The organism is Kribbella turkmenica (assembly GCF_004348725.1).
GTDB lineage: Bacteria > Actinomycetota > Actinomycetes > Propionibacteriales > Kribbellaceae > Kribbella > Kribbella turkmenica.
In genome coordinates, this window is the sequence record NZ_SMKR01000022.1 from 34,609 (window position 1) to 57,719 (window position 23,111).

The 23,111-nt window shown below is 62.2% G+C and carries 22 protein-coding genes; 7 read left to right on the plus strand and 15 right to left on the minus strand.

All coding sequences use genetic code 11. The features are described 5' to 3' along the window. Positions 1-178 precede the first annotated feature (178 nt). The 11 genes from E1218_RS07505 to E1218_RS07555 all read right to left on the minus strand — a co-directional run bounded on the left by E1218_RS07505 (position 179) and on the right by E1218_RS07555 (position 9,783). Positions 179-517, minus strand: coding sequence for a hypothetical protein (locus E1218_RS07505; protein WP_132317653.1), 339 nt, complete (start codon positions 515-517; stop codon positions 179-181). A 118-nt stretch (positions 518-635) separates the two neighbouring features. Further along, positions 636-1,454, minus strand: a complete 819-nt coding sequence (locus E1218_RS07510) for an antirestriction protein ArdA (RefSeq protein WP_165949162.1) — start codon at positions 1,452-1,454, stop codon at positions 636-638. Between the two features lie 47 nt (positions 1,455-1,501). Next, entirely contained in the window at positions 1,502-2,509 is a 1,008-nt protein-coding gene (locus E1218_RS07515) for a DNA-methyltransferase (RefSeq protein ID WP_132317657.1), read from the minus strand. Then, a complete protein-coding gene (locus tag E1218_RS07520; protein ID WP_132317659.1) occupies positions 2,506-3,465 on the minus strand; it encodes a replication-relaxation family protein in 960 nt (319 codons plus the stop codon). The genes E1218_RS07515 and E1218_RS07520 overlap by 4 nt, the downstream gene beginning before the upstream one ends. Next, positions 3,462-5,456: a type IV secretory system conjugative DNA transfer family protein gene (locus E1218_RS07525; protein ID WP_132317661.1), complete on the minus strand. Its 1,995-nt coding sequence runs from the start codon at positions 5,454-5,456 to the stop codon at positions 3,462-3,464. Before E1218_RS07525 ends, E1218_RS07520 begins: the two co-directional genes overlap by 4 nt. A gap of 139 nt (positions 5,457-5,595) precedes the next feature. Beyond that, on the minus strand, positions 5,596-5,814 hold the full coding sequence (locus E1218_RS07530) for a hypothetical protein (protein ID WP_132317663.1): 219 nt from the start codon (positions 5,812-5,814) through the stop codon (positions 5,596-5,598). Between the two features lie 161 nt (positions 5,815-5,975). Then, the gene (locus E1218_RS07535) at positions 5,976-6,179 is read right to left on the minus strand and encodes a hypothetical protein (RefSeq protein WP_132317665.1); all 204 of its coding nucleotides are present in this window, start codon (positions 6,177-6,179) and stop codon (positions 5,976-5,978) included. Further along, positions 6,176-6,877, minus strand: coding sequence for a VWA domain-containing protein (locus tag E1218_RS07540; protein WP_132317667.1), 702 nt, complete (start codon positions 6,875-6,877; stop codon positions 6,176-6,178). The genes E1218_RS07535 and E1218_RS07540 overlap by 4 nt, the downstream gene beginning before the upstream one ends. Continuing rightward, positions 6,874-7,947 (minus strand): hypothetical protein, encoded by a 1,074-nt coding sequence (locus tag E1218_RS07545; RefSeq protein ID WP_132317669.1) that lies wholly within the window; start codon positions 7,945-7,947, stop codon positions 6,874-6,876. The genes E1218_RS07540 and E1218_RS07545 overlap by 4 nt, the downstream gene beginning before the upstream one ends. Further along, entirely contained in the window at positions 7,944-8,705 is a 762-nt protein-coding gene (locus E1218_RS07550) for a hypothetical protein (protein ID WP_132317671.1), read from the minus strand. Before E1218_RS07550 ends, E1218_RS07545 begins: the two co-directional genes overlap by 4 nt. Before the next feature lie 628 nt (positions 8,706-9,333). Next, the gene (locus E1218_RS07555) at positions 9,334-9,783 is read right to left on the minus strand and encodes a hypothetical protein (protein WP_132317673.1); all 450 of its coding nucleotides are present in this window, start codon (positions 9,781-9,783) and stop codon (positions 9,334-9,336) included. A gap of 150 nt (positions 9,784-9,933) precedes the next feature. On the opposite strand from E1218_RS07555, the gene E1218_RS07560 reads away from it, so the two are divergent. From E1218_RS07560 to E1218_RS07590, 7 genes are all read left to right on the plus strand, one after another. Then, positions 9,934-13,818, plus strand: coding sequence for an NACHT domain-containing protein (locus E1218_RS07560; RefSeq protein ID WP_132317674.1), 3,885 nt, complete (start codon positions 9,934-9,936; stop codon positions 13,816-13,818). A 296-nt stretch (positions 13,819-14,114) separates the two neighbouring features. Beyond that, on the plus strand, positions 14,115-14,849 hold the full coding sequence (locus E1218_RS07565; RefSeq protein ID WP_132317676.1) for a hypothetical protein: 735 nt from the start codon (positions 14,115-14,117) through the stop codon (positions 14,847-14,849). A 227-nt stretch (positions 14,850-15,076) separates the two neighbouring features. Next, a complete protein-coding gene (locus E1218_RS07570; protein ID WP_132317678.1) occupies positions 15,077-15,502 on the plus strand; it encodes a GlcG/HbpS family heme-binding protein in 426 nt (141 codons plus the stop codon). Between the two features lie 139 nt (positions 15,503-15,641). After that, complete coding sequence (locus E1218_RS07575) at positions 15,642-16,562, plus strand: 2-phosphosulfolactate phosphatase (RefSeq protein ID WP_132317680.1); 921 nt, start codon at positions 15,642-15,644, stop codon at positions 16,560-16,562. A gap of 56 nt (positions 16,563-16,618) precedes the next feature. Beyond that, positions 16,619-18,208 carry a flavin monoamine oxidase family protein gene (locus E1218_RS07580; protein ID WP_267900276.1) on the plus strand — a complete coding sequence of 530 codons (1,590 nt, stop codon included), beginning with the start codon at positions 16,619-16,621 and terminating at the stop codon, positions 18,206-18,208. After that, positions 18,205-18,675, plus strand: a complete 471-nt coding sequence (locus E1218_RS07585) for a RidA family protein (RefSeq protein WP_132317684.1) — start codon at positions 18,205-18,207, stop codon at positions 18,673-18,675. The genes E1218_RS07580 and E1218_RS07585 overlap by 4 nt, the downstream gene beginning before the upstream one ends. 56 nt (positions 18,676-18,731) lie before the next feature. After that, the gene (locus tag E1218_RS07590; protein ID WP_165949164.1) at positions 18,732-19,064 is read left to right on the plus strand and encodes a histone-like nucleoid-structuring protein Lsr2; all 333 of its coding nucleotides are present in this window, start codon (positions 18,732-18,734) and stop codon (positions 19,062-19,064) included. A 284-nt stretch (positions 19,065-19,348) separates the two neighbouring features. Here E1218_RS07590 and E1218_RS07595 read toward each other — a convergent pair whose 3' ends face one another. The 4 genes from E1218_RS07595 to E1218_RS07610 all read right to left on the minus strand — a co-directional run. Continuing rightward, positions 19,349-20,563, minus strand: a complete 1,215-nt coding sequence (locus E1218_RS07595; protein WP_233712077.1) for a Shedu immune nuclease family protein — start codon at positions 20,561-20,563, stop codon at positions 19,349-19,351. Between the two features lie 160 nt (positions 20,564-20,723). After that, positions 20,724-21,425: a PIN domain-containing protein gene (locus E1218_RS07600; protein ID WP_165949165.1), complete on the minus strand. Its 702-nt coding sequence runs from the start codon at positions 21,423-21,425 to the stop codon at positions 20,724-20,726. Between the two features lie 404 nt (positions 21,426-21,829). Then, positions 21,830-22,279 (minus strand): Imm1 family immunity protein, encoded by a 450-nt coding sequence (locus tag E1218_RS07605; RefSeq protein WP_132317688.1) that lies wholly within the window; start codon positions 22,277-22,279, stop codon positions 21,830-21,832. Next, positions 22,276-23,111 (minus strand): DddA-like double-stranded DNA deaminase toxin (locus E1218_RS07610; protein ID WP_233712078.1); only part of this gene is annotated, 836 nt, incomplete at its 5' end. The genes E1218_RS07610 and E1218_RS07605, both read right to left, overlap by 4 nt.

The following is a 23,111-nucleotide window of genomic DNA, read 5'->3' on the forward strand; positions in this document are numbered from 1 at the left end:
GCATGCGTGCAACGATAATGATCGATTTCACAACAATAATTGACGTTATAAGGAAAGCCTTTCCTTGTATAGATTTTGGGGTTACCGGGTGGGAGGCGGGCGCGTCAGCGCTCCTGCCTCCCACCCATAGGGGGGTCCGCTCAACCACTAGGGAGCGGAACGGGTGAACCGGTGAGCGTTAGCTCTCCGGCGTGGGGGGCGGCGCAGCCTTCTTGGCTGCGGCCGTCTTCTTGGCCGCGGGAGCGGCTGCCTGAGTCTCAGACCCAAACAGCGACTGAATCGCTTCCCGCTGCTCGGCGGCCTCGCGCTCGATGTCGGCGAGTGCCGCAGCAACCCGAGCCTTGAAATCTGGCTCGGCCTGCTTCTGCTCGACATACGTCCGGAGTCCCCGGACGCAGGCATCCCGCAGGGAGATGCCGTCGAGCTTCGCCACCATGGTGGCCTGGGAGTGGAGCCCGTTGGGCAGCTGGACCCCGATGGTCTTGTAGCTGCCCGGAGGGCCGGTGACCTCGCTCATGGCGAGTACCTCCTCGGTGTTGGTGCAGCCGGCCATCCCTTATGGATGACAGGACGGCTGCACGGCACCGACGAGTCGTCGGTTTCCGTTTCAGTTGTCAAAGTGCAGGTGGGTCAGGTCAGACCCGGCCGTTGAAGGCCCACACGCCGCCGGGGTGGTCGACGAAGCGGACTTCGCCGCTGGTCTCCATCTCATGGGTCATGCGTTCGTAGTCGACGCGGACGACGTCGCGCACCCAGTCCGGTAGGGCCTCCAACTCCTTCTCGCCCTCCATCTCCTCGAAGACGTGCTCCGCATAGGCTTCCCGGCTGTCGTAGGCGCCAAAGTAGGCGGCCTCGAAGCGGTTGAGCGTGTAGATGTCCGTCGCGTCGTTGATCTCGGCCCAGGCGGCGAAGGGCAACCCATGTTCGGCGATGCCCTTGCCCAAGGCGCAGACCACGTCGAGCGATTCGTATTCGTGCAACGTGAGCGAGCCGAAGCCGTCCTGGTCGTGAATGGCCCACTCCTCGGCTGGCTCGCCCGTCCAGTGGGCGTGCAGCGAGCGGGACAGGATGGACTGCACGTCGCGCTGTATGTCCTCGAGGTCTCGGCTGGCGTCGATCCAGTCCCCGATGTCGTGGCCCTCGGTGTGGTCAACGAGCGACCGGACGTAGATGCGGGGCCGGATGCGCTTGTCGGCTTCGCCCTGTTCGAGTTGGCCGGCCGCGACTGCGTCTCGCCGATCCTTGAGCATCTGCTCGTGCTCGATGAGCCCTTGCGCGTCCTCTTCGTTGAGGCCATAGCTGACGTAGCGCTCCAACTTTGCCCTGTTGGCTCGACGCTCCTCGGCGGCCGCGGTGCGGGCTGCCTCGATCTGCGCTTGCTCCTCAGGGTCGTCGGTGCCGTAGCTGTTGACGCCTTCGGGACCTGGTTGTGGTGGGGGTAGATGTTCACTCATACTCACCTCCTTTCGTCTTAGCGTTGGTGTTTGGGGAGGACGAGCCGTCATGCGGCTCGGTCCTCCGGTGTCCCGCGGGCGGTCCGGATGCGATCGTCGGCTAGAGCGGCGAAGTCAGGATTCAGCTCGATGCCCAGCCAGTTGCGGCCGTGCTTCTCGGCAGCAACGGCGGTTGTGCCAGCACCCATGAACGGGTCAAGGACGATGGCCGATTCGCTTGGGGCGTCGCAGGTGCACGTTGCTAGGAGCGTCCCGCGGATGGCGGTAGCTCCAAGTCGACGTGTCACCCGACGATGCGGCGTGAAGCAGTTGGAGCAGCGAGCTTCGGGACTGCCGGCCAAGATGGCCCGTTCGGCTAGTCGCTCTGGGAAGGTGGCGAAGTGGGCGCCTCGGTAGGAGCTGGTCGGCAGCTGCCAGACGTCGCCCGGATTCTTGCCCAATGGGTGGCCGACAATGCCGCGCTGTTTGAGCGACACCAGGCCGCGGACGTTGTCCGTAGACCGAGCCCGCCACTGGCGAGGGATCGAGTCCTTAGCGCTGGCCTGCGGCGTCGTGGCGTTGCTGGTGTGTGGCACGCGGATGGCGTCGAGGTCGAAGAAGTAGCTGCGCTGCTTCGCCAGCAGGTAGACGACTTCGTAGGTGCTGGTCAACCGGTCCGGGACGCTGCTCGGCATGGGGTTGGTCTTGCTCCAGATGATCTGGTTACGCACCAGCCACCCGTCTGCTGCGAGCGCTGTTGACAAGCGCGCCGGCCCCAAGAGCAGGCTCTTCCTCGGTGAGCCCTCGCGGTCGTGGATCGAGTAGCGGTCGGCCACGTTGAGCCAGAAGGTGCCGGATGGCGTCAGGACTCGGCGGACTTCTGCGGCAACCGCGGTGAGATTGCTGACCCACTCCTGAATGTTCGATTCCTGGCCGAGCTGCCCGCCGACTTGGTAGTTGCGCAGGTTGTAGTAGGGCGGGCTGGTTAGCACCATGTCGACCGACTCGCTTGGCAGTTGGCGGAGCTGGTCGAGGGCGTCACCGACGAGGATGGTGTTTCGAGGGGCTTGGGTCATGCCGCACCTCCGATCACTGCCGGTATCAGCTGGTCGGTGGTGACGACGCGGAATAGGTCTTGGTCGAGCTTGGCGTCGGTGATCGCCGCCGTGAGCTTGTCGGCGCGCTGCTGGTTCGGGACAACCCAGAGCACGCGGGGAAACAGTCCGTGGGCGTCTTGCTCGTTGCCACTTCGGCGGTAATCCTCGTACAGGTGGCACTTGCGGACGACGGTCGGTGGGTGTTCGGTGCCGAGATCGACCTCGATGAACCAGTGGTCTTCGTAGTCGCCTTGAGCCGTGACGACTGCCAGGTCTGGGCGCAGTAGTCGGGGCTCGCCGCCGAGGCCGAGGAAGCGTCGCCAGCTTCCCGGCTCAACTTGGACGGTGACGAGTTCGAGGCCGTCGCTGCTTGCGGCTCGGTTGAGCGCGACGTGCGTGTCGGCAATAGCCAGGGTGTGAGCGAGGAGCCGTTGGGACGGTTCTCGGTACCGGCGCGAGATGCCTTCGCCGTCTTCGGTCTGGAGCAGTCGATGTGCAGCAGCGGTGACGCGCCAGACGTACCCGGCCGATCCGGCGCGGACGCCGCCGACGCGTCGGTCGAGTGCGGTGATCAGCTTGTCTCGACTGAGTCGGCGGAGGACGCGGTTGCTGCTGCGGGTGGCGCTGAGCTCGGAGGCGTGGTCGCTGAAGAGCAGAGCGCGGACGTGTTGTGTGGTCAGGAACCGGTGGGCCGAGATTGAGCGCAAAATCGCGAGATCTCGCGGACTGAGGTTATGGCGGAGATTGGCCAGGTCGAGGCGGCCGGTCCGCTGCTTGGTAGGCCGGGTGGCTGGGAGTTGAGCATCGGAGATGGGAGAACTATTCCGGACACTTAATCGAGGGGCTTCGGCGTCTGACCTGCGGGTATTCAGCTCGTTGCTCGACGCGACAGGATGAGCGATGCGAAGCTCTGGAACGTCGGGGAAGTCGTTCATGACGTCCTCCGTTTCCGGCCGCTGCCGCCTGTCGTGTCAGTACTGGTGGCGTCCACCTCGACCAGCTCGGCAAGTTCGCGCTCGACCTGATCCAGGGTCTGGCCGTACTTGGTCTGACTGAGGCGGCGCAGAGCGTCGGGGTCGCTGGACGGTGGCGGAAGCGCCGAGGTCAGGCCGGACGCGTAGGGCGTAACCTCGCCGTTGGTCGTGGCCAAGCTGGCGTAGACGTTGAACGCGGGGAGCGCGGTGAAGTCGTCAGCGGTGATCTCTGGGTGTCCCTTGGCGAGCAGCGTCGCGTCGTCGTGGGCGAGCTGGAACGCGATGCGGGAGCGGATGTTGCCGACGAAGCCGGCGCGCATCGTGGGGGATAGCTGCGAGGCGTACTGATGGGCGAGCGTGAACCCGGCGCCGAGTCCGCGAGCCTGCGCGAGGGCGTCAGCGAGGTCAGTTGGTAAGTGCAGGTAGTCCTGCACCTCGTCGATGTAGACCATGACGGGACGCCGTGCTCCGGACGTCAGCGCCAGCTGGCCTTGGATGGCCTGCCACAGCTCCGCCACGGCCAGCGAGCCGATGAGGCGTGACGCCTCGGCCCCAACGATCTGCTTACGGAGCGGGATGAGCAAGATCTTGCTATCCGCCAGGACCTGGCTCATGGTGATCCGCGGTTGTCGTTGCCCAACCATGGCGCGAAGGCCGGGGTTGAGCAGGAACGGGCGGAGCTTGTTCATGATCGGGGCGATGACGGTGGCCCGCTCGCCGTCCGAGAGGGCGTCGTACCAGGCCCAGAACGGCCCAAGGGCGACAGGATCGGCAGCGGCAACTCGACGCACGACAGAGCGGCGAAAGCCGGTGTTGGTCAGCAGCAGCGGCACCATGGCGATTGAGGCGTCACCGCGCCTGGCAAGCGTCAGAAGTGACGAGTGCACGACGTCTTGAGTGCGTGGACCCCAGGAGTCGACGTACAGCGAGCGGAAGACGCTGAGCAGCCCTTCGACGCGGGTCTCTTCGCGACCGCTCCCGCTGAGCGGATTGAGCCCGACGGGCGTGTGGTCGGTCGGGTCAAGGATCACGACATCTTGCGTGCGGTCGGCGGGCATCCGCTCGAGGATGTCGGTGATCAGGTCGCCCTTTGGCTCGATGATCACGACGCCGCGCCCGGCGGCGATGTCTTGCACGGCCAAGTTGGCGAGCAAGGTCGACTTGCCGGTGCCGTTCGGGCCGAGCACCCAGGTGTGGCGGAGGGATCCACCCACGTCGAGACCGATGGCCTCGCTGTGACCCGGAGCGGTCGCGGTGGCCACGACTCGATCCGGTGTCGCGGACAGCTGGTCGGATGGCGGGAGGAGACGGGGGTGCAGTCCGGGAACGCCGGGAAAGTCCGAGTCACCGATCGGCCAGCCGATGAGGCCGAGGACTTCGGCGCTGTTGAGGGCGAGCGGCCACCACCATGGGTTGAGCGCGCTGTTGATCTTGCGGGACGCCGCACGGACGAGGCGGATGCGGACGCCTGGCATCTCCGTGGTGCGCAGCGCGCTCAAGACGCCCGCGATCAGGGTCTGTCGGCGCTGTGGACTTCGGGCAGTGACCCCGAGTCGGATGGCGCAGTCGAACCCGGACAGCTTCTGCTTGGCGCGCAGGGCGCTGCGGGCTTCGCTGTCGGCCCGATCCGCCGGCCGTGGACCGAGCACCGATGATGGCGCCGGTCTGGCCGGAACTGCTCGGGCCGCCTTGCGAGGGCCGAGGACGAGCTGTAGCACCACTTCTTCCGTACCGGCTACGCGTTCGAGTGCGGCGAGAATGGCGCGCGTCGACGGTTCGGGATCGTCGATGCGCAGTGCTCGGCTATGGCTGGTCAGTCGAACCGACGCCGCATGTGACACGGACGGCCGGTGCACGTCGTCGGTCGTGAAGCGCGTGCCGGAGATCAGTCCCTGAATGCTTGCCTTGATATTGCTCTCGGCTCGACGGGGGACGCCGAGCAAAAGCTGCAAGGTCCGTCCGGATCGCGCCTCCAGTACAAGCCGTGGGTTGCGTGGGTCGCCACTCCAGAGCTGGAGAAGTTCCAAGACTCGAAGGGCAGCGACCGGTCGTTGGAAATGCAGTTGCAGCCAGACAAGTTCGTCGAGGCGTCTATTCATTAGCGTTCCTCGATTTGCCGTCGTCGGCGACTTCGGTCGCTGTTTGAGCCTCCTGCTCAGCTTGTGCTTCGCGTTCTGCCTGCGCCATCGCTAGGTCGATGATGGCGCGGGCCAGTTTGTTGATGTCCGGAGTTTCGCGTCGCACAGCACGGACTGACACTCTGTACTCACGAGCATCTCGCGGATTTTTCCTTCTTCTTTTCTTGCTCATATATACCCTCCTTTCCGTTGCGTGCGTGCAACGTTCTGTAACTAGTTATATGTTGCACGCACGCAACGGCCAATAGCTTTTCAAGATTCCACAACACCGATAGGAACAGGCCGTTCCCTGATGCTTGACCTACTGTTTATGTGTAATGTTTCGTTGTTTATTCACCAACGATTGCGCCGCCACCGGATGACCGTCGCCACGACCCACAGCACGAGCGCGATTCCCGCTGCTCCGACGAGCCACGGCAAGATCGGCTGGAGGTAGGCGACGGCGAGGTTGAGCAGGACGACTGAGCCGAAGACGAACAAGCTGGCACGCCAGATCCAGCGGAACGGGTCGCGGCTGGGCGCGGGATCGCCGGTCATCGTTCGGCCACCCAACTGCCAGGACGGCGTGCCGTCAGACCGCCGAAAACAGCCCGTGCGAGGGTTCCGGGCGGGTCGTTGTCCGTGACCGGGGTGACGTGGATTCGATGGTGGAGAATGCCGTCCATCCGCGTGCCGCCGAGGGTTACCGCATGGACGTCGCCGGGGAAGTCGGCCAGGTCGTCGAGCACCTGGGCGGCGTTGTCGTCGAACAACTCGAAGTCGCTGAGGACGATCAGGGTGGCCGTGTGGTTCGGGTATTGGTTCGCCAGGTTGGTAGCGGCGGTGAGGGAAGGCCCGAGGCAGCTGGTGCCGGCGCTGTCGCGGGGGAACCGTAGCCCGGAGCGCAGCTGTTGCAGCCCTGACCGGGTCAGGGGTGTGGGTGGTACGTCGCGGCTGGTCGGGGTATCGAAGTGCAGCACCGCGCCGAACTCGTGCTTGGCGCCGCCGCCTCCAATCGCCCGGAACGCGCGCCAGGCCTCTTCGTACCGGTTGGAGACGGGGTCGGCTCCGGCTGGGCCGATGACCGAGCCGGAGTCGTCGGCGATGACGATGGTGATCGTTGGGTCCGTCGACGGGCGGCCGGGGTTGCCTAGCTGATAGGAGACCTTGGGGCGGTTGGTGGCGCTGGTGCCCGAGGTCCAGCGCAGCTCGGCTGCGAGTAGGTGAGCAGGTCGAAGCTGAACGACGCGGATCACGCGGCATCACCGCGGAACCGCCGCCCGATGACCTCCGCCGGCTCATCGGCTGCGCCGTGCCCGGCGACTCCGGGGTTGCGGCGCAGGATGCGCCGTGACAGCGCTTGGAGCTGCCACCAGGCCGCCCGGCCGCGGTGCGCGTGCTCGGCCTTGATCGAGGCAGCCGTGGCGAGGGCTTCGGCTCGATTCTGGATCGCCGGGTCAGCGGCGAGCTTGTGGTGCGTCTTGATCGCCTTGGCGTACGTGCGCTCGGCGCGCGCCAGGTAATCGGCGATCTCGTCCGCGTAGCTGTAGTTGGCCAGGAACGAGCCGAGCGCCGTCGCCGCGGCCAGCATGCCGAACGCGATTCCCGACGTCAGGCCCTCGACCGACAACCGCAAGCAGAAGATGCCGACGCTGATGATCGCGACGACCGCCCCGCTCAAGGCTCCAACCAGCTTCAGGGTGGAAATGCCGGCCTCGGTGCCGGTGAAGAACTGCCGGTAACGCTGCTCGTCCTCGGTCAGCTCCTCGAGGTCGCGTCGCCGGACACGCGCCAGCCGGAGGTCCTTGAGGTCGGCCCCGGCCTGGCCCGCGGTAACAGCCGCGACGCCGGTCGCCACGGCTTGGCCGAGCGCCACGATCGGGATCTCGCCCAAGGTGATAGCCGCGCCGAGGATTCCGGCGGTGTCGCCGAGGCAGAGCACGATGAGGCAGATCCAGTAGCGGACCTTCACCGGCATGTCGCGCCGAGCGAGGTGGCCGAGGGCCTGGATGGCGTGATCTAGTCGCTTTCGCGCTGTCTCGACGCTCGATGCCGCTCCAGTGATGAGGCTGGTTGAGGCTGTGGAGACCGACTCCAAGCCCGCCGCGGTGACCGTCGACTCGCGGGCTGCGGCCTCACTCTCCGCCGCGAACGTCTCGATCTGCGTTTGGGCCTTGGCGTCGTACTCTCGTTCAGAGGTGAACTTCCCGATGTTGCCCGGACGTGGAACAGCTCCGGCGCGGTCGATATGCGGCAGGATCACCGCATCGGCCTCGGCGGTTGCCTCGTCTAGCGGGTTGATGGAGGTGCGGCGCAAGGCGCTCACCGCCCTGCCACGTAGTCGGTGACGACGGTGCACTGTGCGGCCTTGGCGCGGTGGCAGACGCCGTCCCAGTAGCCGATCAGGGCGTTGGTCATCCCGGAGGACGGCGCGGATCCGGCGGCGACCTTGCCCACCCCGGCCACCGTCACGGTGGCGTCCGGCAGGCGGGGGACGTTGACGGTCATTCCGACCGCGCGGGCCTTGGTGATCTCAATCGGCGCGGTGACGCGACGGCCAACCGTCTGAAAGCCGTCAGTCAGGATGACCAGTCGCAGTCGGTACGTCGTGCCGAGCTGGGTCTGGTACTCGGCGGCCAACCGGAACTGGGCCGTGATGTCGCTCTGGGCTGGCGACACCTTCTTGATGGCCGGCGGGTAGGCGGTGGTGACCTTCTTACTAATGTCGTCGACGAGCTTCTGCACGCGGCGGAGCCGGGCGTTGTCGGTCGCGCCGGGGAGTGTGAGCTCGTCGTCGTACAGGGCGACGGTGGCCGCGCTGGTGGCGGAGAAGACGGTGACGAGCAGGTGGCCGCCACAGATGGCGGTGGTCCGGGCCTGCTGCTTGATGATGTCGAGACGGGCAGGGTCGAGCTCGGGTGTCCGGCCGCTGCCGCTGACGTCCAGGTCGACCTTGGTGGCGTACTTGACGTCCTGCGGGCAGGCCTTGAGGGTCGCTTTGTCCAAGCTGAGCTGGTCGACGCCGGGCTTGGGGCCGCAGGCGACGAGCAGGACTACGAACACAAGAATAAAGAGGATGTACATGCGCGAGAGGATTGTAGGAAGTTTCACGATAATGCGCCCTTCTGCTGGTGCATGGTCTTGAAGTGCTGTGGATGGCGCGATTCAGCTCTAAACACAAACCGCGGCAAATCAAGCAACTGAGGTGAAATGCAGTGGGCCTGGTCGGCAATATTTGCCCGACCAGGCCCACCCGGCCTTTTCACCTCCTAGGTGGGGGCGTACCCTTGAAAGTGGGTAGCCCTGCTGTCGCAGGCTGCCTGCTAGAGGCGGAGGCGGGCTCGTGGCGACCAACCGTTAAGCCCGTCTTCCGCTTAGCAGCGAATGCCCGGGAAGAAGAACATCGCCATGACGATGGCGAGCAGCGTCGGGGTGGTGTCCTGGTTGCCGCTGTTGTCTCCCATGAGGCAGTGCCACTCCATTTTGGTTCACCTCGATTCCATTTGATCGCCCTAATCGGGGCTCGTCCGTTGTGGACAGCGACAACGTAGAAGCCGGCCCGGATTCACTGCGAGCGACCAATTGGAAGGTTTAATGGAATGACTGGAAGGCTGACTGGAAAGCTGAAACTTCGGTGTGCTAAGGGAAAAGAAATACCCGCCCAGACTCGCTGGGCGGGTGGTGGAGATTGGCTGGTGTATGGGTTGGAACGTCAGCCGCGAGTCTGCTGTGACGCGACGTACTCGCTGTGTAGCCGACGACGTTCGTCTTGGCCGGCTCGCAGGAGAGGCTGGAACTCCGGCTTCGCCATGAAGGCTGGAGCGGTTTGTTCGTGTAACCGACAGTCGTGCCACAGCGCCGGGAACCGAGAGATGCACTCGAGGCTGCCGTTGTAGTGGATCGCGCGCGTGAGCACATCGAGGCAGAACTCGTAGGGGTGGGGGTAGAACCCCACCGCAGGGTGCGAGCAGTACTCCAGGCCAGGGCCCTTGAGTAGCCACACGTGCAGGTACTGCGAAAGCCACCACAGTCCCCGGACATCTTCGTCGTCCAGGAGTTGAGGATGGCGTCTAGCTACTTGGCTTGAGACGGACTGGTCCAGAAGATCGAGCGCCGTGCGACACGTCCATATCTCAGCGACCGCAGCGGTGACAGATGCCATGATCGGCCTCCTTTGCAAGAAGCCAATCTCCGCACCTACTTATGACAGATTCCAACGAAAACGCAAGTACTTCAACGCTCTTGACCTCCGTTGGCGGCGTAGGCCTTTCCACAACAACCTGCGAAGGCAGCAGTCAGTAGGATGCGATCCATGGAGCTGGACGACGCGGCGCTTGACGCTGAGTTACGGGCCCAGTTCGAGCGCGGCACTGACAAGCTCACCATTGCAAGCTCACCCGTCCTCTACGGCTTGGCGGTAGCCCACGTCCTACCCGAGATCGACGATGCAGGCTTGGCGCGGCTTGTTGGCGCAGCTATCGATCTCGCGGTCACGCCACGCGGCCATCAAACTGCGGTAAGTCTCGACGTCGCCGCGAAGCTAGCGGGAGCCTGCGGCTACTTCTATCTCGACGGCGGGCCGAGTCACGATCAGTTCAAGTCTGTGCGCGAAGCGCATCCCGACAAGGTGGTCGACCTTGACTCACAGATCTGCCGCTTCTCCTGGGCCAAGTGGCAGCATGACCGTGTCGCCAACTCAGGACCGGTGACCAAGGCACCCAACGAACGGTCGGGACGCAACCAGCGGCAGGGGTACGCGAGCGAACTGGCTAAGGCGATCCGTGCAGCGCTACGCCGGCCGGAGGATCTTCGGGCTGCGATGGCTCGCCGGGAGGGGCGCCCCGGATGGTCTCCAGCGGTGCAGGAGCTGATCGGGATATCGGCCGCCTACGTCGCAGACGTTCATATCGACGCCCATCTTTATGTGACCCGGACTGTTGAACCGGATCTTCTTGAGAAAATGGAGGACGCGACGCGTCCCTGGCCACGTGCCGTGATTGGCGAAGCTGGTAGCGGTAAGAGCAGCTTGTTGTGGTCTCTGCACAAATCACTGGAGGATCGCTCGCTGGTTGTGGCTGTCTTGCTCCCAGCAACTTGGCTGATGAATGCTGTCGTAGCTGATCCAATCGAGGCAATAATCGAGGCATTCGAAGAGATTCGGCAGGCGGAGCATCGGCCTGTGCTTTTGCTCGACACCGTAGATCTCATGCTTCACGACGAGGGGTCGCGTCAGATTCTTCTTCGTTTGATCGATTCTCTTACCGTCAGGGGATTTAGCGCAGTCTATTCAACGAGGCCCCAAGAAGCTGCTCTTCTTAGCCACGAGCGCCTGCGACGCCACGAGCTACAGCCGTACGATGATGTCGAGCTTGACCATGCTGTTGAAGCGCTTGCTCGTAGGTTTTGCCCGCAGGAAACGTCAAGCGACATCGTCGGGCATATCCGCGGTGCCACAGCTCGGGGACTTCCTGTAACTGAGGTCTGCCGGAGTCCGCTGTTGCTGCGCATGCTGTTTGAGCTGTCCACACCAACTGAGCCCGAACTCGGTGACGTGGACGTCACGAGCCTGTTTGAGGCCTACTGGGACCGCCGCATTAGGCGGGATGCCCGATCTGAAATAGCCGTCGTACTGCGGGCACACCCCGCGGAAGACCTGGCTAGGTTGGCTGGATGCGTTGGACTCGCTCTTTTGGCATGTGGCCTGCCTGAGCTTGCTGCCGACACGCTCCAAGACGTGACCCACGCGGCTGGGCCTGAGATCGCCCCTGAATTGATCCATGAAGGCTTCAGCGTCTTGCTAGAGCGTGGAGCTCTAGTGCACAACGGTGGACTGGTCGGCTACTTCCATCAGACGATGTTCGAGTTCGCAGCTGCTAAAGGGGTCCTGGCGACCTCGGACCCATCCAGGATTGACACCCTTGCAGCTAGAACTATCAGTCATGGCGGGGACCTCTTCGTTGGAGCAGTTCTTGAACAGACCCTCGTGCTGGCCGGCAAAAATCCCCTCCTTCGCCAATCGGCGCAGCGAGCGGCTGAGTCTCTAGTCAGCGCCGACAGCGAAGCTGTGCGAGCAATCGGGGTTGTCGCATGGGCACACCACCCGGTACTGCTGAGCGATACGGCATCCAGTCTGGGAAATGCCGGCGCGTCCTCGTTGGAGCGAGCCGCACGAATACTTCCCACGATTGCAACGAAGACGCCGGGCCAGACCATCAGCCAACTGATGCTCATCTGGCAGGCAACCACTGAGCCCCGGGTACGCTCCGCGGTCCTCAACGCGTTGGCTCGGCTAGCGCTCAGGGCGCCCACTGATGTAGCCGACGCCCTGGACTATCTCGACCCGCTGGCTGCAAGCCGGGACTCGCTCGACGAAGGTACGCGCAGGAGCCTGCTCGGAGTACTGAAGAATGTCGCCCCTCAGGCTCGTTCGCTCGTTCGCGGGACACTGGTAGCCATGCTCGGGTGGACCGGGAGTAGCGTCCCTATTGAACTTGACTACCTCATCGACCAGTGGCCCGACATCGGCGACCATCACTTGCTTGACGAAGTTGCGAGGACACTCGCGACAGAGGACGGGATTAACCATGCGGCCGCCGCCGGTATCGGCAGGTTGACAGCTGCCGAGTGGCGGCGAAGCGACGCCTGGGCGGACCCAGCGGCTTGGCGTGCATTCCTAGCTCAGGCGACCGATCCTGACCCGAGCGCGCCTACCTTTGACGTCGAGTCTTCGCTGTGTGCCGTTGGGCAATACATGATCAGATCCCTGGACGACGAGTGTATTGCTGGGGGCCTGGATGCGCTGCTCGACGCATCTAACCCGAAGGTACGCGACATCGCTGTGCAGATTGTGTTGCGCGACATCATGCATTCTGAATCGCGAAGCGCCGCGATGTTCGAGGTGGCTGCCAAGTCTGCACTCTCAACCATTGGATACGCCGCCCAGAAGAAGAGGATTGATCGACGCCAAGAGCTCTTTCTAGACCTCTTCGCTCAGGCCCAGCTTCCGGACGGGATCCTCGCGCGAACAATGCCGGGCCAGCTCGAGTTTCAGGACTGGACGGCGGATGATCGGCTGCTTCGGATCGCTCCCGCGGCCGCCGACCATGACGCAGTCGCCGCAACACGCTTTATGACTGCGCTTGAGCGCAACCCCAAAGCACTCTCTCCTGAACAGCTTGACGTCCTGTTCTCCACCCAAGCGATGCACATGCCCAAGAGCGAGGCAGTCTTCAACGTCGTGGTTGCGGTCGCGGCTCAGAACTCGCGGATCGCCAACCTAGGCAAGATCATCACTTCGGCGGAACGACGCGCTCCTCGCCTGGCCAGGCACGTTCCACAACTCGTAGCTCAGGTCAGGGATCTTCTGGCAGGTGACGACCAGGCGAGGCGCGATGGTGCCCATCTACTGGCAACGCTAATGGGGGTGTCCGCGATTCAACTCCCGTGGAATGAGCTACGACCCATCCTCGAGTCCCTTGATGATCCGCAGCTTCGTGATCCCCTAATCAAGCATCTCTGGCAGCAAACGCCGGCAGGCGATGTCGCCGAGCAGCTTGCTTATCTATCCCAGTACGTTGAAGTCCATCCCCAATCGAGCCCGCCAGTGCAGAGAAGCCGCAATGACGTCCCGCTGTCAACGGCAGTCGTGTGCGTAGAGGCATTGCTACGCATCCTCTGTATGCGTGCTGAGCCAGCACCCAGGCACTGGCCGATCGTTCGGACTCTGGGCCTGCATGAGCTAGAGAACGAAGATATTTTCGTCGTTGGACCGGTGTTCGTCGTTGTATGCGAGTACCTGCGGAAGCTTGCTCATACTCAACCACGTCGAGCTGGCGACTACTTGAATGAGTATCTTCGGCAACTTGCAACCGGAGAGTTTTATGGTATGACCCGCATCTTGTGGCACCGTGAACTGGTAAACACTGTCCAGCTTGCCTGCGCAGCCGGATCCGGTGCCCTCGTGACCAATCTTGTCGAAATTTCCGCTCGTCTCGACGACGAGCTAGCGGAAGCGATTACCACCGCCATCGCTGAACGCCACTATCTGCAGGTCCGTGCTCAGCTCCAGGAGCTGAGCGATAGGGATGTCACCCCTTCGCTACGAATCCACCTCACTGAGTTGGTCCGGCACCACGATCGGCATTTCGGTACTAGAGAGTTCCCCGAGATTCTTCCCTCTGGACGTTCGCTGAGGTAGACCCGCTCGGATCGTCGCCGCCTGCGGCATATCCACCTCTAAGCTGGGACATACCGAGACCATCGGGTTGCTGTGTCTCAAGTAGGAAGTGAGGCGTGCCAATGGGCGAGTCGCGCAAGGCCGGCCGAAGCCAGATCAGCGATGCCCATGTTCGTCTGGGTGACGCCCTCAGACGGACCCGACAAGGACTTGGTCTAAGCACGCGACAGGTTCCGAAAGACCATTCCCCTGGCCAGTACTTCGGCTCAGGCCACATCTCCAACGTCGAGAACGGCCACACGGCACCCTCGGAGGAGATGATCGAGACGTACATCAAGCTAGGTGGCGACGGAGTACTTCTACGCTCGCTCTATCGGCAGATGCGTGCCATAACCGACGAACTGGCTCGCGGGCGCCGGAAGGGCGGCGATGCTACGGCCACAGTCTTCCCACCCCAACATCTGGGCGATGTAACTGACCACAACGATGTCCAGAAGCACTACTTTGTTGAAGCGAACGAAGTGGACTGTTCCTTCGATGAACGAGGGGTCATCGAAGAGTTCCGGTGCGTCGCCACCATCCGAGCGAAGTCTCCGGGCGTACGGCTCTACTACTCCGGACACACGTACAGCTCAGACCGCCAACCAGGAGTGCTCCGGGCGGAAGCCATCGCTGGCGGGGCCCTTCTAGAAGCACGAGAAAGCCCCACAGGAGCCCTACAAGCCTACTTCGATCTAGGGACATCCCTATCTCCCGATGACGACAAGGCACACAATCTGACGTTCCGCATCCTGGTCACGAGCGACTCGCCAGCCCGTCCGATCCTGGTATTCCACAACAGCCGTGGCGGCGCATGTCAGATGATCTTGAGAGCTCAGTTCCGAGCACCGGCACTACCGAAGAAGATCTGGCGGTTCGCCGTCGAAGACACCATCGACGCCGAGCACCCCTCCCCAGGATCTGAGTTCGAAGTCGCTGACGATGGTCTCTACGACCACTCGTTCGGCGAACTGACACCAAGTTGGTCGTACGGCTTCGCCTGGATGTGGTGAGCTACTCCCAACTGCACTGACATCGCCCATGCCGCTTGCCAGTCGGCAAGCGGCATGTCGCCCGCCTACCTTTAGGGCATGCAGACCTGCCCCGCATCGAACCGAAGGTATCCGCCTAGACCGCCGCCGCGTAAAAACTGACTGCGGGCCGCTAGCGCATTTCACAGTCTAAAGCGCCGCCGTTTTGTGTCTCGGTTTGATATACTAAGAATAGGTAGGAATAGAATATGAACGACAAAACACGCAAGCAATCTGTAATCACGACCGACGCCGCCATCCTGGCGATTCAGACGGCGATTTCTGAGGGTGCGAAACTGGGTGTCGCGGTGTCTGCGACAGTGGTGGATCCAGGCATGAGCCTGGTGGCATTCGCGAAGGCTGACGGCGCAACGCCGCACAGTGCCGAAACGTCGCGGCGAAAGGCGAACACCGCAGCTTCAACCCGACGTCCCACCGGGTGGATGCCGGCAGACCTTGCTGTGACCCTCCCGCTTGGCACGGGCAACCTGCTGACGAACGTTCCAGGCGGCTTCCCTCTGAAGTTCGACGGTGAGCTCGTGGCCGGACTCGGCATCGCCGGCGGCACCGTCGAGCAAGATGCGGCTATCGCGAAGGCCACCCTCTCCGCACTGGGGTGTGACGAAGCTAGCTAGTTCGCACGCTTCAACAATCTGCTGACCGCCCCATAGGTGGGCAACGGTTGGCCCGCGAGCCTACTGGCCGGGCCGCCGTTGCCTCGCCCCGCTATGCCCAAAATCCCCTGCTTCAGTTGTAAGTATTGGAGACAAGGCCATGAGTCTTGCCGTCCCGGTGTCAGATTCTACGTCATCGATTGTCTGGCAATCAGCACTGTCGAAGTACAAAATCCTGGGGTCTCAGACTCCCGCGGGGTTCACCGAGAAGCGAAGTCACGTCCCTGACGACGATGCCGCAGTGACAAGTGCGATATTCGCCGACATCCTTCGCGCCACGACGACCCTGATCGCAGCGGCCGCGGCCGGATGCGGCGGAATCTACGTTGATGTCAAGCCGACGCTTGGTGTCTTTCCCTTCGAGCGCCCACCGAATATCCACGATCCCGGTACGTGGGTCTTCGGCGGCGAACTCAATGGACGTCCCGTCGAAGGGATGGACCACGAGGGCCATACCGTCGAAGGCATCATCGGCAACTCACCGCTCTCCGTGGTGCCTAAAAGTTTTGAAGGACAGCTGCTCCGATTCTTCTCTACGAACGGATCGCGCGCGTTCCGAGAACTGCTCGTCGCTCGATTGCAGGACGTATATGCACTGAGCATGGCGAACATCGACGCGACGGTCGACGCTGTGCTCCAGAAGTCCCCGCGCCGTATTTGGCTAGCTTGCGGAGGGTTCTACGGAAGCAGTTCCTTGGAAGACAGCGTTGCGTGCGGGCTCGCAACCTCTCGATTGATCGAGCTTGGATTCACCGACGAAAACGGCCTGGACGATGAAGCATTGCACATGCTCCTTTTGTCGCGAAGCTTTGAATGTGCCGGAAAATTGGACGAGGTGAAGCTTGTCTCGGCGATGTTGAAGCGACAGGTTCCACAGCTACTCGACGACATCGGAAGGCTAGAGGATGTCCCGGCGTGCGTGTCTGGAAATGGCATGGACGCTGAGCTGTGGCGAGAGATGTCGCGGACCACACTCGCTCTCGCATCACAAACCGAACCCTATCTGCGGTCGACGAAATGATGTCCCAGCAGGAAGTTCGCGGCGGCTGGGAAGTATCCTCCGGCTCCCGCCTTGCTATGGATAGCCTGCTGCGGTTTCCCGGGAGTGAACTTGCCCGCGCGGACGTCCGAGGCGAGCGTAAGCGAGTCGGGATCATTGGAGCAGGTGTGGCAGGACTTGTTGCTGCTTATGAGTTGGAGCAAGCCGGCCATCATGTCACCATCTATGAACGATCGAGTCGGGTCGGCGGACGTATCCGGACTCATGCCTTCAGTGATGGATGTATTGGCGAGCTCGGCGCGATGCGAATTCCGACTAACCACGCCTGCACGTTGCACTACATCAACAAGTTCGGCCTGGCAACCCGCACCTTCGTGAACCGAAATCCCGCTGGCTATTACCTTCTGCGCGGCAGGAAGTCGCGTATCGGCGATTGGGATGCGGTTGCGCAGCGCTTCAATCTGCCACTCAAGGATCGGAAGGACCCGATCATCCTCTTTGAGCACTACATGACGACGGCCATGTCCAAACTTTTGCGTCGCGAAAGGCGGACGAGGTTTTCCGGCCGATCATCCGACCTGCTGGCTGAATACGACTGCATGTCGCTGAGGCAGTACATGGAAAATTTGGGTGTCGCAGAGGAGACCTTTCAGTATGTCGGTCACGCAAACGGAATGCTCCAATACGAACACTCTTCGTTCTTGGAGTGTCTATTAGACTTCTTTGGGCTCTTGCGTGTAGACCAGGTCGAAATCGTTGGCGGCATGGAGCGTCTGATCGGCGCCTTGAACGACCAACTCCGCCGTCGACCACTTCTCAATACGGTGATCACAGGTGCTCTCGTTGAGGAAGATGGAGTGGTGCTAACGGGTTCGACTAGGGAAGGCCCGGTGAGAAGCAAGTTCGACTACGTGTTGTGCGCGGCTCCGGCCGCTCCGAGTGCTCGCATCTCCTTTACCCCCGAGCTTCCTCCGGGAAAAATGCAGGCGCTCCGTGGCCTCTCTCATGCAAGTGCCGCCAAGACTCTGGTGCACACCGCGAGTAGACCATGGGAGTTTAACGATGGGATCTATGGGGGAGGTTCCTTTTCCGACATGCCGTTCCAGCAGTGTTGGTACCCATCAGACAATTCGAGGAGTTACGGATTGGAGCGGTCAGTCAGTTATACGGGCGATGAGGACGTGAGGCATGCGTTTGCTCACGCACCCAACAGATGGACGGCCCTTTCAATGGAGAAGTCACGCTCAGCGGGCGTCCTCACCGCATCCTATACTTGGGAAAGAAATGCGCGGCGGATGGCTGCCTTGACGGAAGGTGAGAGGACCGATGAGGTTCTAAAATCTCTGGAGATCCTACATCCCGGGATAGGTCCTGTCGTGGACGATGTTGTGCACTTCTCGTGGGACTACGAAGTGAGCCCCGGGGCCGGTGCGTTTGCGTACTTTGCGCCGGGTGAGCACATCCGATATTTTGCGCATCTCAACTCGGCCCATCCATTGCGTTCGCCGCGCATATTCTTCGCGGGTGAGCATGCGTCGTTAATTCATGCATGGATCCAGGGTTCGATAGAAAGTGCTCTGCGTCAGGTGTTGGCAATCATGCGCGCGCCGTCCGGATCAAAGGTGATTGCGGAGGCTGACGTAGTGAGTTCGGAGATGCCGGCGTGAGCGGCATCGATTGGCCTGTGGCTCGGCTGAGCGCTGATCTCGGATATCCAATACCTGATTATGTTCCATCGCCCAACAGGTTTCTCGCCGCGCGCAAAGCGGGGAATCTGGTATTCGTGTCGTCTGTCACCCCTCGAAGATCGGACGGCTCCGAGGTGTCGGGCAAGATATTGGTCGATGTATCCGTCGACGCCGCCAAGGATGCGGCCAAGTGGTGTGTAGCCAACTCCCTGGCGGCACTAGCCTCTGTTGTCGACCCAACGACAGTAGTTGGGGTGGTCGACATGTTGGTCGCCTGTAACACTGCACAGGAGTTCGGTGACCACAGCGAGATCGCCGATGCGGCGTCCTTGCATCTAGAAGCGCTGTTCGGTGCGGCGGGTAGGCATACTCGAGGTGCAATAGGCTGTGCCAGCCTCGTGCGCAACGTATGCGTCGTCGCTAAGATCGTCTACGAGGCTATGTAGGCCTTTGGCGCGATTAGTCACAACACGGAGCGATATCATCGAGGTCGGAGGACGCTGTGGCCAGGCGAATGCAGGTGGTTCTAACGGATGATCTCGACGGTTCCGATATATCTATCCGAGGGGGCGAAACAGTAACATTTAGCCTCGACGGGAAGACTTACGAGATCGACCTCACCGACAAGAACGCTGGCGCACTTCGCAAGGCCCTGTCGCCGTACGTCGAGGCTGGCCGGCGTGTAACGACTTCTCGAGGTGCCAAGAGCAAGCGCACCCAGGTCGGCCCTGATGCCCGCACTGTCAAGGAGTGGGCGCGAGCCAACGGCTACGAGGTCAACGACCGCGGCCGGGTGCCCAATGAGATCCGCGAGGCGTTTGAAGCGGCCAACTAGGTCCGGTGCTGACAGCTTCGCCCCGACCGGTTGACGCCCGTGATACCAGCAACGTGGTCGAGCAACCATGCATCCCGATCGATCGGAGCACAGGTCTCCCGGTACGACGTACTCAGCACGCGTCCGAGTGCCAGCAGCCGCATCCTGACCTCCTGGTCGCCGTCGATCACCTGGCACAGTTCTATGGATCGCCCGAGATACCGACACCGCATCGACTCGACACCCCCTTGTGAGAGCTATCGGAGATCGGTCGAAGAACGTTTCACAGATTCGGTTGGCCGCTGCTACTGGGCCTGGTCTTCAGCCTCGGACAGTAGCCACTCGGCGCGGGCAAGCAGTTCGTCGAAGGTGAGGATCTCCGGCTCGTAGAGGTTGCGGCGGTACAGCTCAAACGAGCGCTGCCTCTCGTCTATGACGTTGCCGCTGCTGCTGAGAAGCTGGCTGAGGTGGCCCACGATTAGGAACGAGCGGGGGCGGATCAGGTACGTGTCGGTGCCGAGGTTGCCACCCTCGGCATCCTTATCGGCGAACTTGTCTGAGAGTTGCTGCACGGCGCGGTAGACGGTCTGCTGAACCTGGGTAACCCCACCGGTCAACTCCTTGCTCGGCGCCCAGCATCCCGGACGGTAATCCTTAGTGTCGAGAAGCGCTGTCCGGTGGTGCTTGATCTCGGCAAACACCATGGACCGGATGACGCCAGTCGTCCTGAGCAACCCGTCCGCGCGCTTGCCGGGGCCGGCCACGGAGTAGCCCGCGACGACCTGCTCCAGGCGGTTGTCGTCCCACGAGGTCAGCAGCTGACCCGCAAGGCCGATGCCAAGCACCCATGGATTGCGCTCGAGGAACTGCTGCCAGACCTTCTCCGGCCCGCCGACGCGCTCGGCCTCGGCGTCGAACCGGTCGTCCTCGTCGAGCAACATGCGGAAGTTCTCCAGCTCCTCCCTGCGGTGAGCAAGGGCGATCACGTCGCGCGCCGAGGAATCGTTCTGGATGAGCTCGGTCAACTGCCCACGATCTTGGCGGTAGAGCTCCTCCAGGCCGCGGGGATCTTCGAGGACTGCGCGGAGGATGTCATCGTCTACAACAGTCCGGTCATCACCCTCGATCGGGATGTGATCCAGCATCTTGATGGTGTCGATGAACTTGCCGGTCTGGTCCCGGTTTAGCGAGAGCAGGGTCTCCAACTTCGATACTGAGTTGGTGGTCTTGACCTTTTGGATCATCAGCTGGCGTGCGACTCCTTGCTCGCGGGCCAGCATGATACGGACCTGCGTGCGGGCGCTCTCGGACAACGTGATGACCTCCCACTCGAAGTCGCCCAGATCGAGCGGCTCCTCGTCGAACACTTTGTTCACGTATCGGGCGAGATGTCCGAAGTCACGTGAGGTTGGAAACTTGAGGCGGAAGCTTTTCGAGACGTATGTGCGTGTCGTCAGGCGGCCGAGCGCGTAGTCGGCATCGCTCATCGGCTCGTCTGGGTCGCTGAACGGATCACTCACCTGGTGCACACCTTCGTCTGCCTCACGGTCTGGGCGCTGAACGTCCCCCAGGTGCACGGTCCAGCGCCAAGACACACTACTCTCTGTCGATGCGACGTACGCCAACCGCAGTAGCGTGTCGGCGATTGTTACATAGGGTAACGACAGTCAGGCCTGGCGCTTAGGTTCGTGGCGGTTCCTCGGTTGAGCGAGGAGTGTCGAGCTTGACGACATCCAGGCCGGCCGTGCGCGCCCGCATCGACTGGCTGGTGTCGAAGGTTATGAACTTGATGTTCCGTCCGGCGAGCGTCTGGATGGCTTGGGCACGATCAATGATCTCGTCGTCGTTGATCGGCAGCCGACTGTGACCTGGGGGATCCAGGACGAGTTCGATCGTGACCGCGCCCCGCGGTGACTCCCCGTCTTCTCTCGGGGATCGGTCCGCTTCGTGTAGTCGGCCTTCCAAGCCACCGCCACCAAGAACGCGGTCTATGACGGCCAACGTGTAGCCGGCCCGCCAACGCTTGTGCGGCTTGCCGCTTCGCTTCAGACTGTCGAGCTCATCGATCACCACGATCGGGAGTACGAGGTGGACTGGCTCGTCCCAGGACTTCGTCAGGGCCGAGAGGTCCAATGCTTCGAGCTTCTGCTCGTGCTCGCAGAAGAGGGTCGTATCGGCGACCACGAAGCGGCCCGGGCGCATCCATCGGTTGATGAGTGTCGTTAGCTCGCGAATTTCATCCTCGAACATCAGTAAGCGTTCGTCGACCTCAGTCGTGAGCAACCTGCCTTTTGGGTCGCCGGTTTCCATAGGCAACATGGTTTGCAGTGCCCAGTAGCGCCTGGTCAGAATCAGGCGATCGAGATCCGCAGCACTAATCATGGAGCGGAGCAGACGTGTTGACTGGTTCGCCCAATCGATATAGGCGTCGTACTGAGATCGGATTGTGTGTCCAGCTGATCGAGTGTTCTGGAGGTTGGCGTGAGTCGCGCTGAGCGTCTCAAGTAGGCGCTTTCGATCCGTGCCAGGGAGTACTTTGCTGAGCATCGCCCGATGTTGCTCTACATGTGACTGTTCGCGCAAGCGCGCACGGCGGCGCGTCCGGTGCCTCTTCCTCCACCGTCAGCCCGCTTAGCTCTCAAATGGCCGCAGACGGCAGATTGATGTGGGTGGCGTGCCGGACGCGCTTGTTCAAGGGTCGCGGATGTTCGTAGTCGCCGACAAGTACCTCTGGCCACCTGTGGATAACTCGGTGAACGACCGAACGGCTACGACGTCAGGGAAGGTCAGCTAACTTCTTCCGGCCACTCGCGCCACTCAAACCCGGCTGGGCGCGCCCCGTTACCCTCGACGAACTCGCGTACGGCCTGGCGTACCTGTTCGATACTGACGACTGAGTCCTTCGGCCAACCTTCGCCGTGGTCCATGTAGACGTAGAACATCTCGTCGCGGTCGCTGGTGGCTCCAGGCACGTACGTCACGTCATCGTGGTCGCCGCCGGAGTAGCGGATGCCGCCAACGTTTTCCTTCGCATCGACCGCAACACGGAGCTCGTGGTCGGGGATATCGGGAGCACCCTCGACGGATGGGCGGTCGAGGTCGTAGAGCGCTGCAACTGAGTTGTTGAAGGACTCTGTCAGCATCGCGTCAATCAGCGCGTCGGCATCATCGGCGTTGGTGAGGATGAGCGGGTCGTCACCGTGGCCGTGCTTGAAATATGCCTCAACGTTGCTCATGGTTGCTCCGTCTTGTTCAGGTCAGGTACTGGATAGGTGCGTTTGAATCCATCTGGGCCGAAGACCGTCAGAGTGGCTCCCGGTGGAAGGATATAGCGTAGGAACCTCTCGCATCCCCACTTGCCGGTACAGGGCAATTTATTTACCACGATAGTTTCATGCATCAATCCACGTTGGCGCATACGCATCGCGAATTTTACTTCGACATGCGACGGCGTGGTGACGTTTCCCTTTGGTGGTAGGAGGCCCTTCCCGCGAAGGAAGTCTCTAACGTCCTCGAACTCGTCATGCTCACCGCTGGCGAGATCTTCTTCGTTGCCGTTCTCATCGATCCACTTTCCCCGGGTCTTGGGGCTGGTAACGGGGACCTCCTCTCGAATCGGCAATTTGCGCTGTAGTCGATGCCCTTCTTCGTCGCTGATCCGTCGTCCTGGCGGCGGTGACTCCTTTGGACTGTCGTCATCGCCGGCCCCCGCGGGCTTGTCAGACTTCTCGGCTTCCGGATTCTCCGTGTCCTCGGTCTGCCGGCGTTCCGCGGGGGGTGGGCTTCCACCTGGTCCAACTGGCCTTGGAGCGATCGAACCTCCGGCCGGTTCAGCCGTACGGACACCGCTGACCATCTGTTCGACCCACGCCCGTCCCCGAGCGTGGGCCTGTTGCAAGTGGTGAGCGGCTTCCTCGCATCGTCTGGCAGCCGCGTCCAGCTGCATTGCCGCCATGCGAGCATTCTGGTTACTGCTCAGACTCCCAACCCATCCGGCCGCCTGACGGTATTTGTTCGCCTGATCGTGCAGGTACGGAACGATGCGAGGAACTTCGTCAAGGGCAGCCA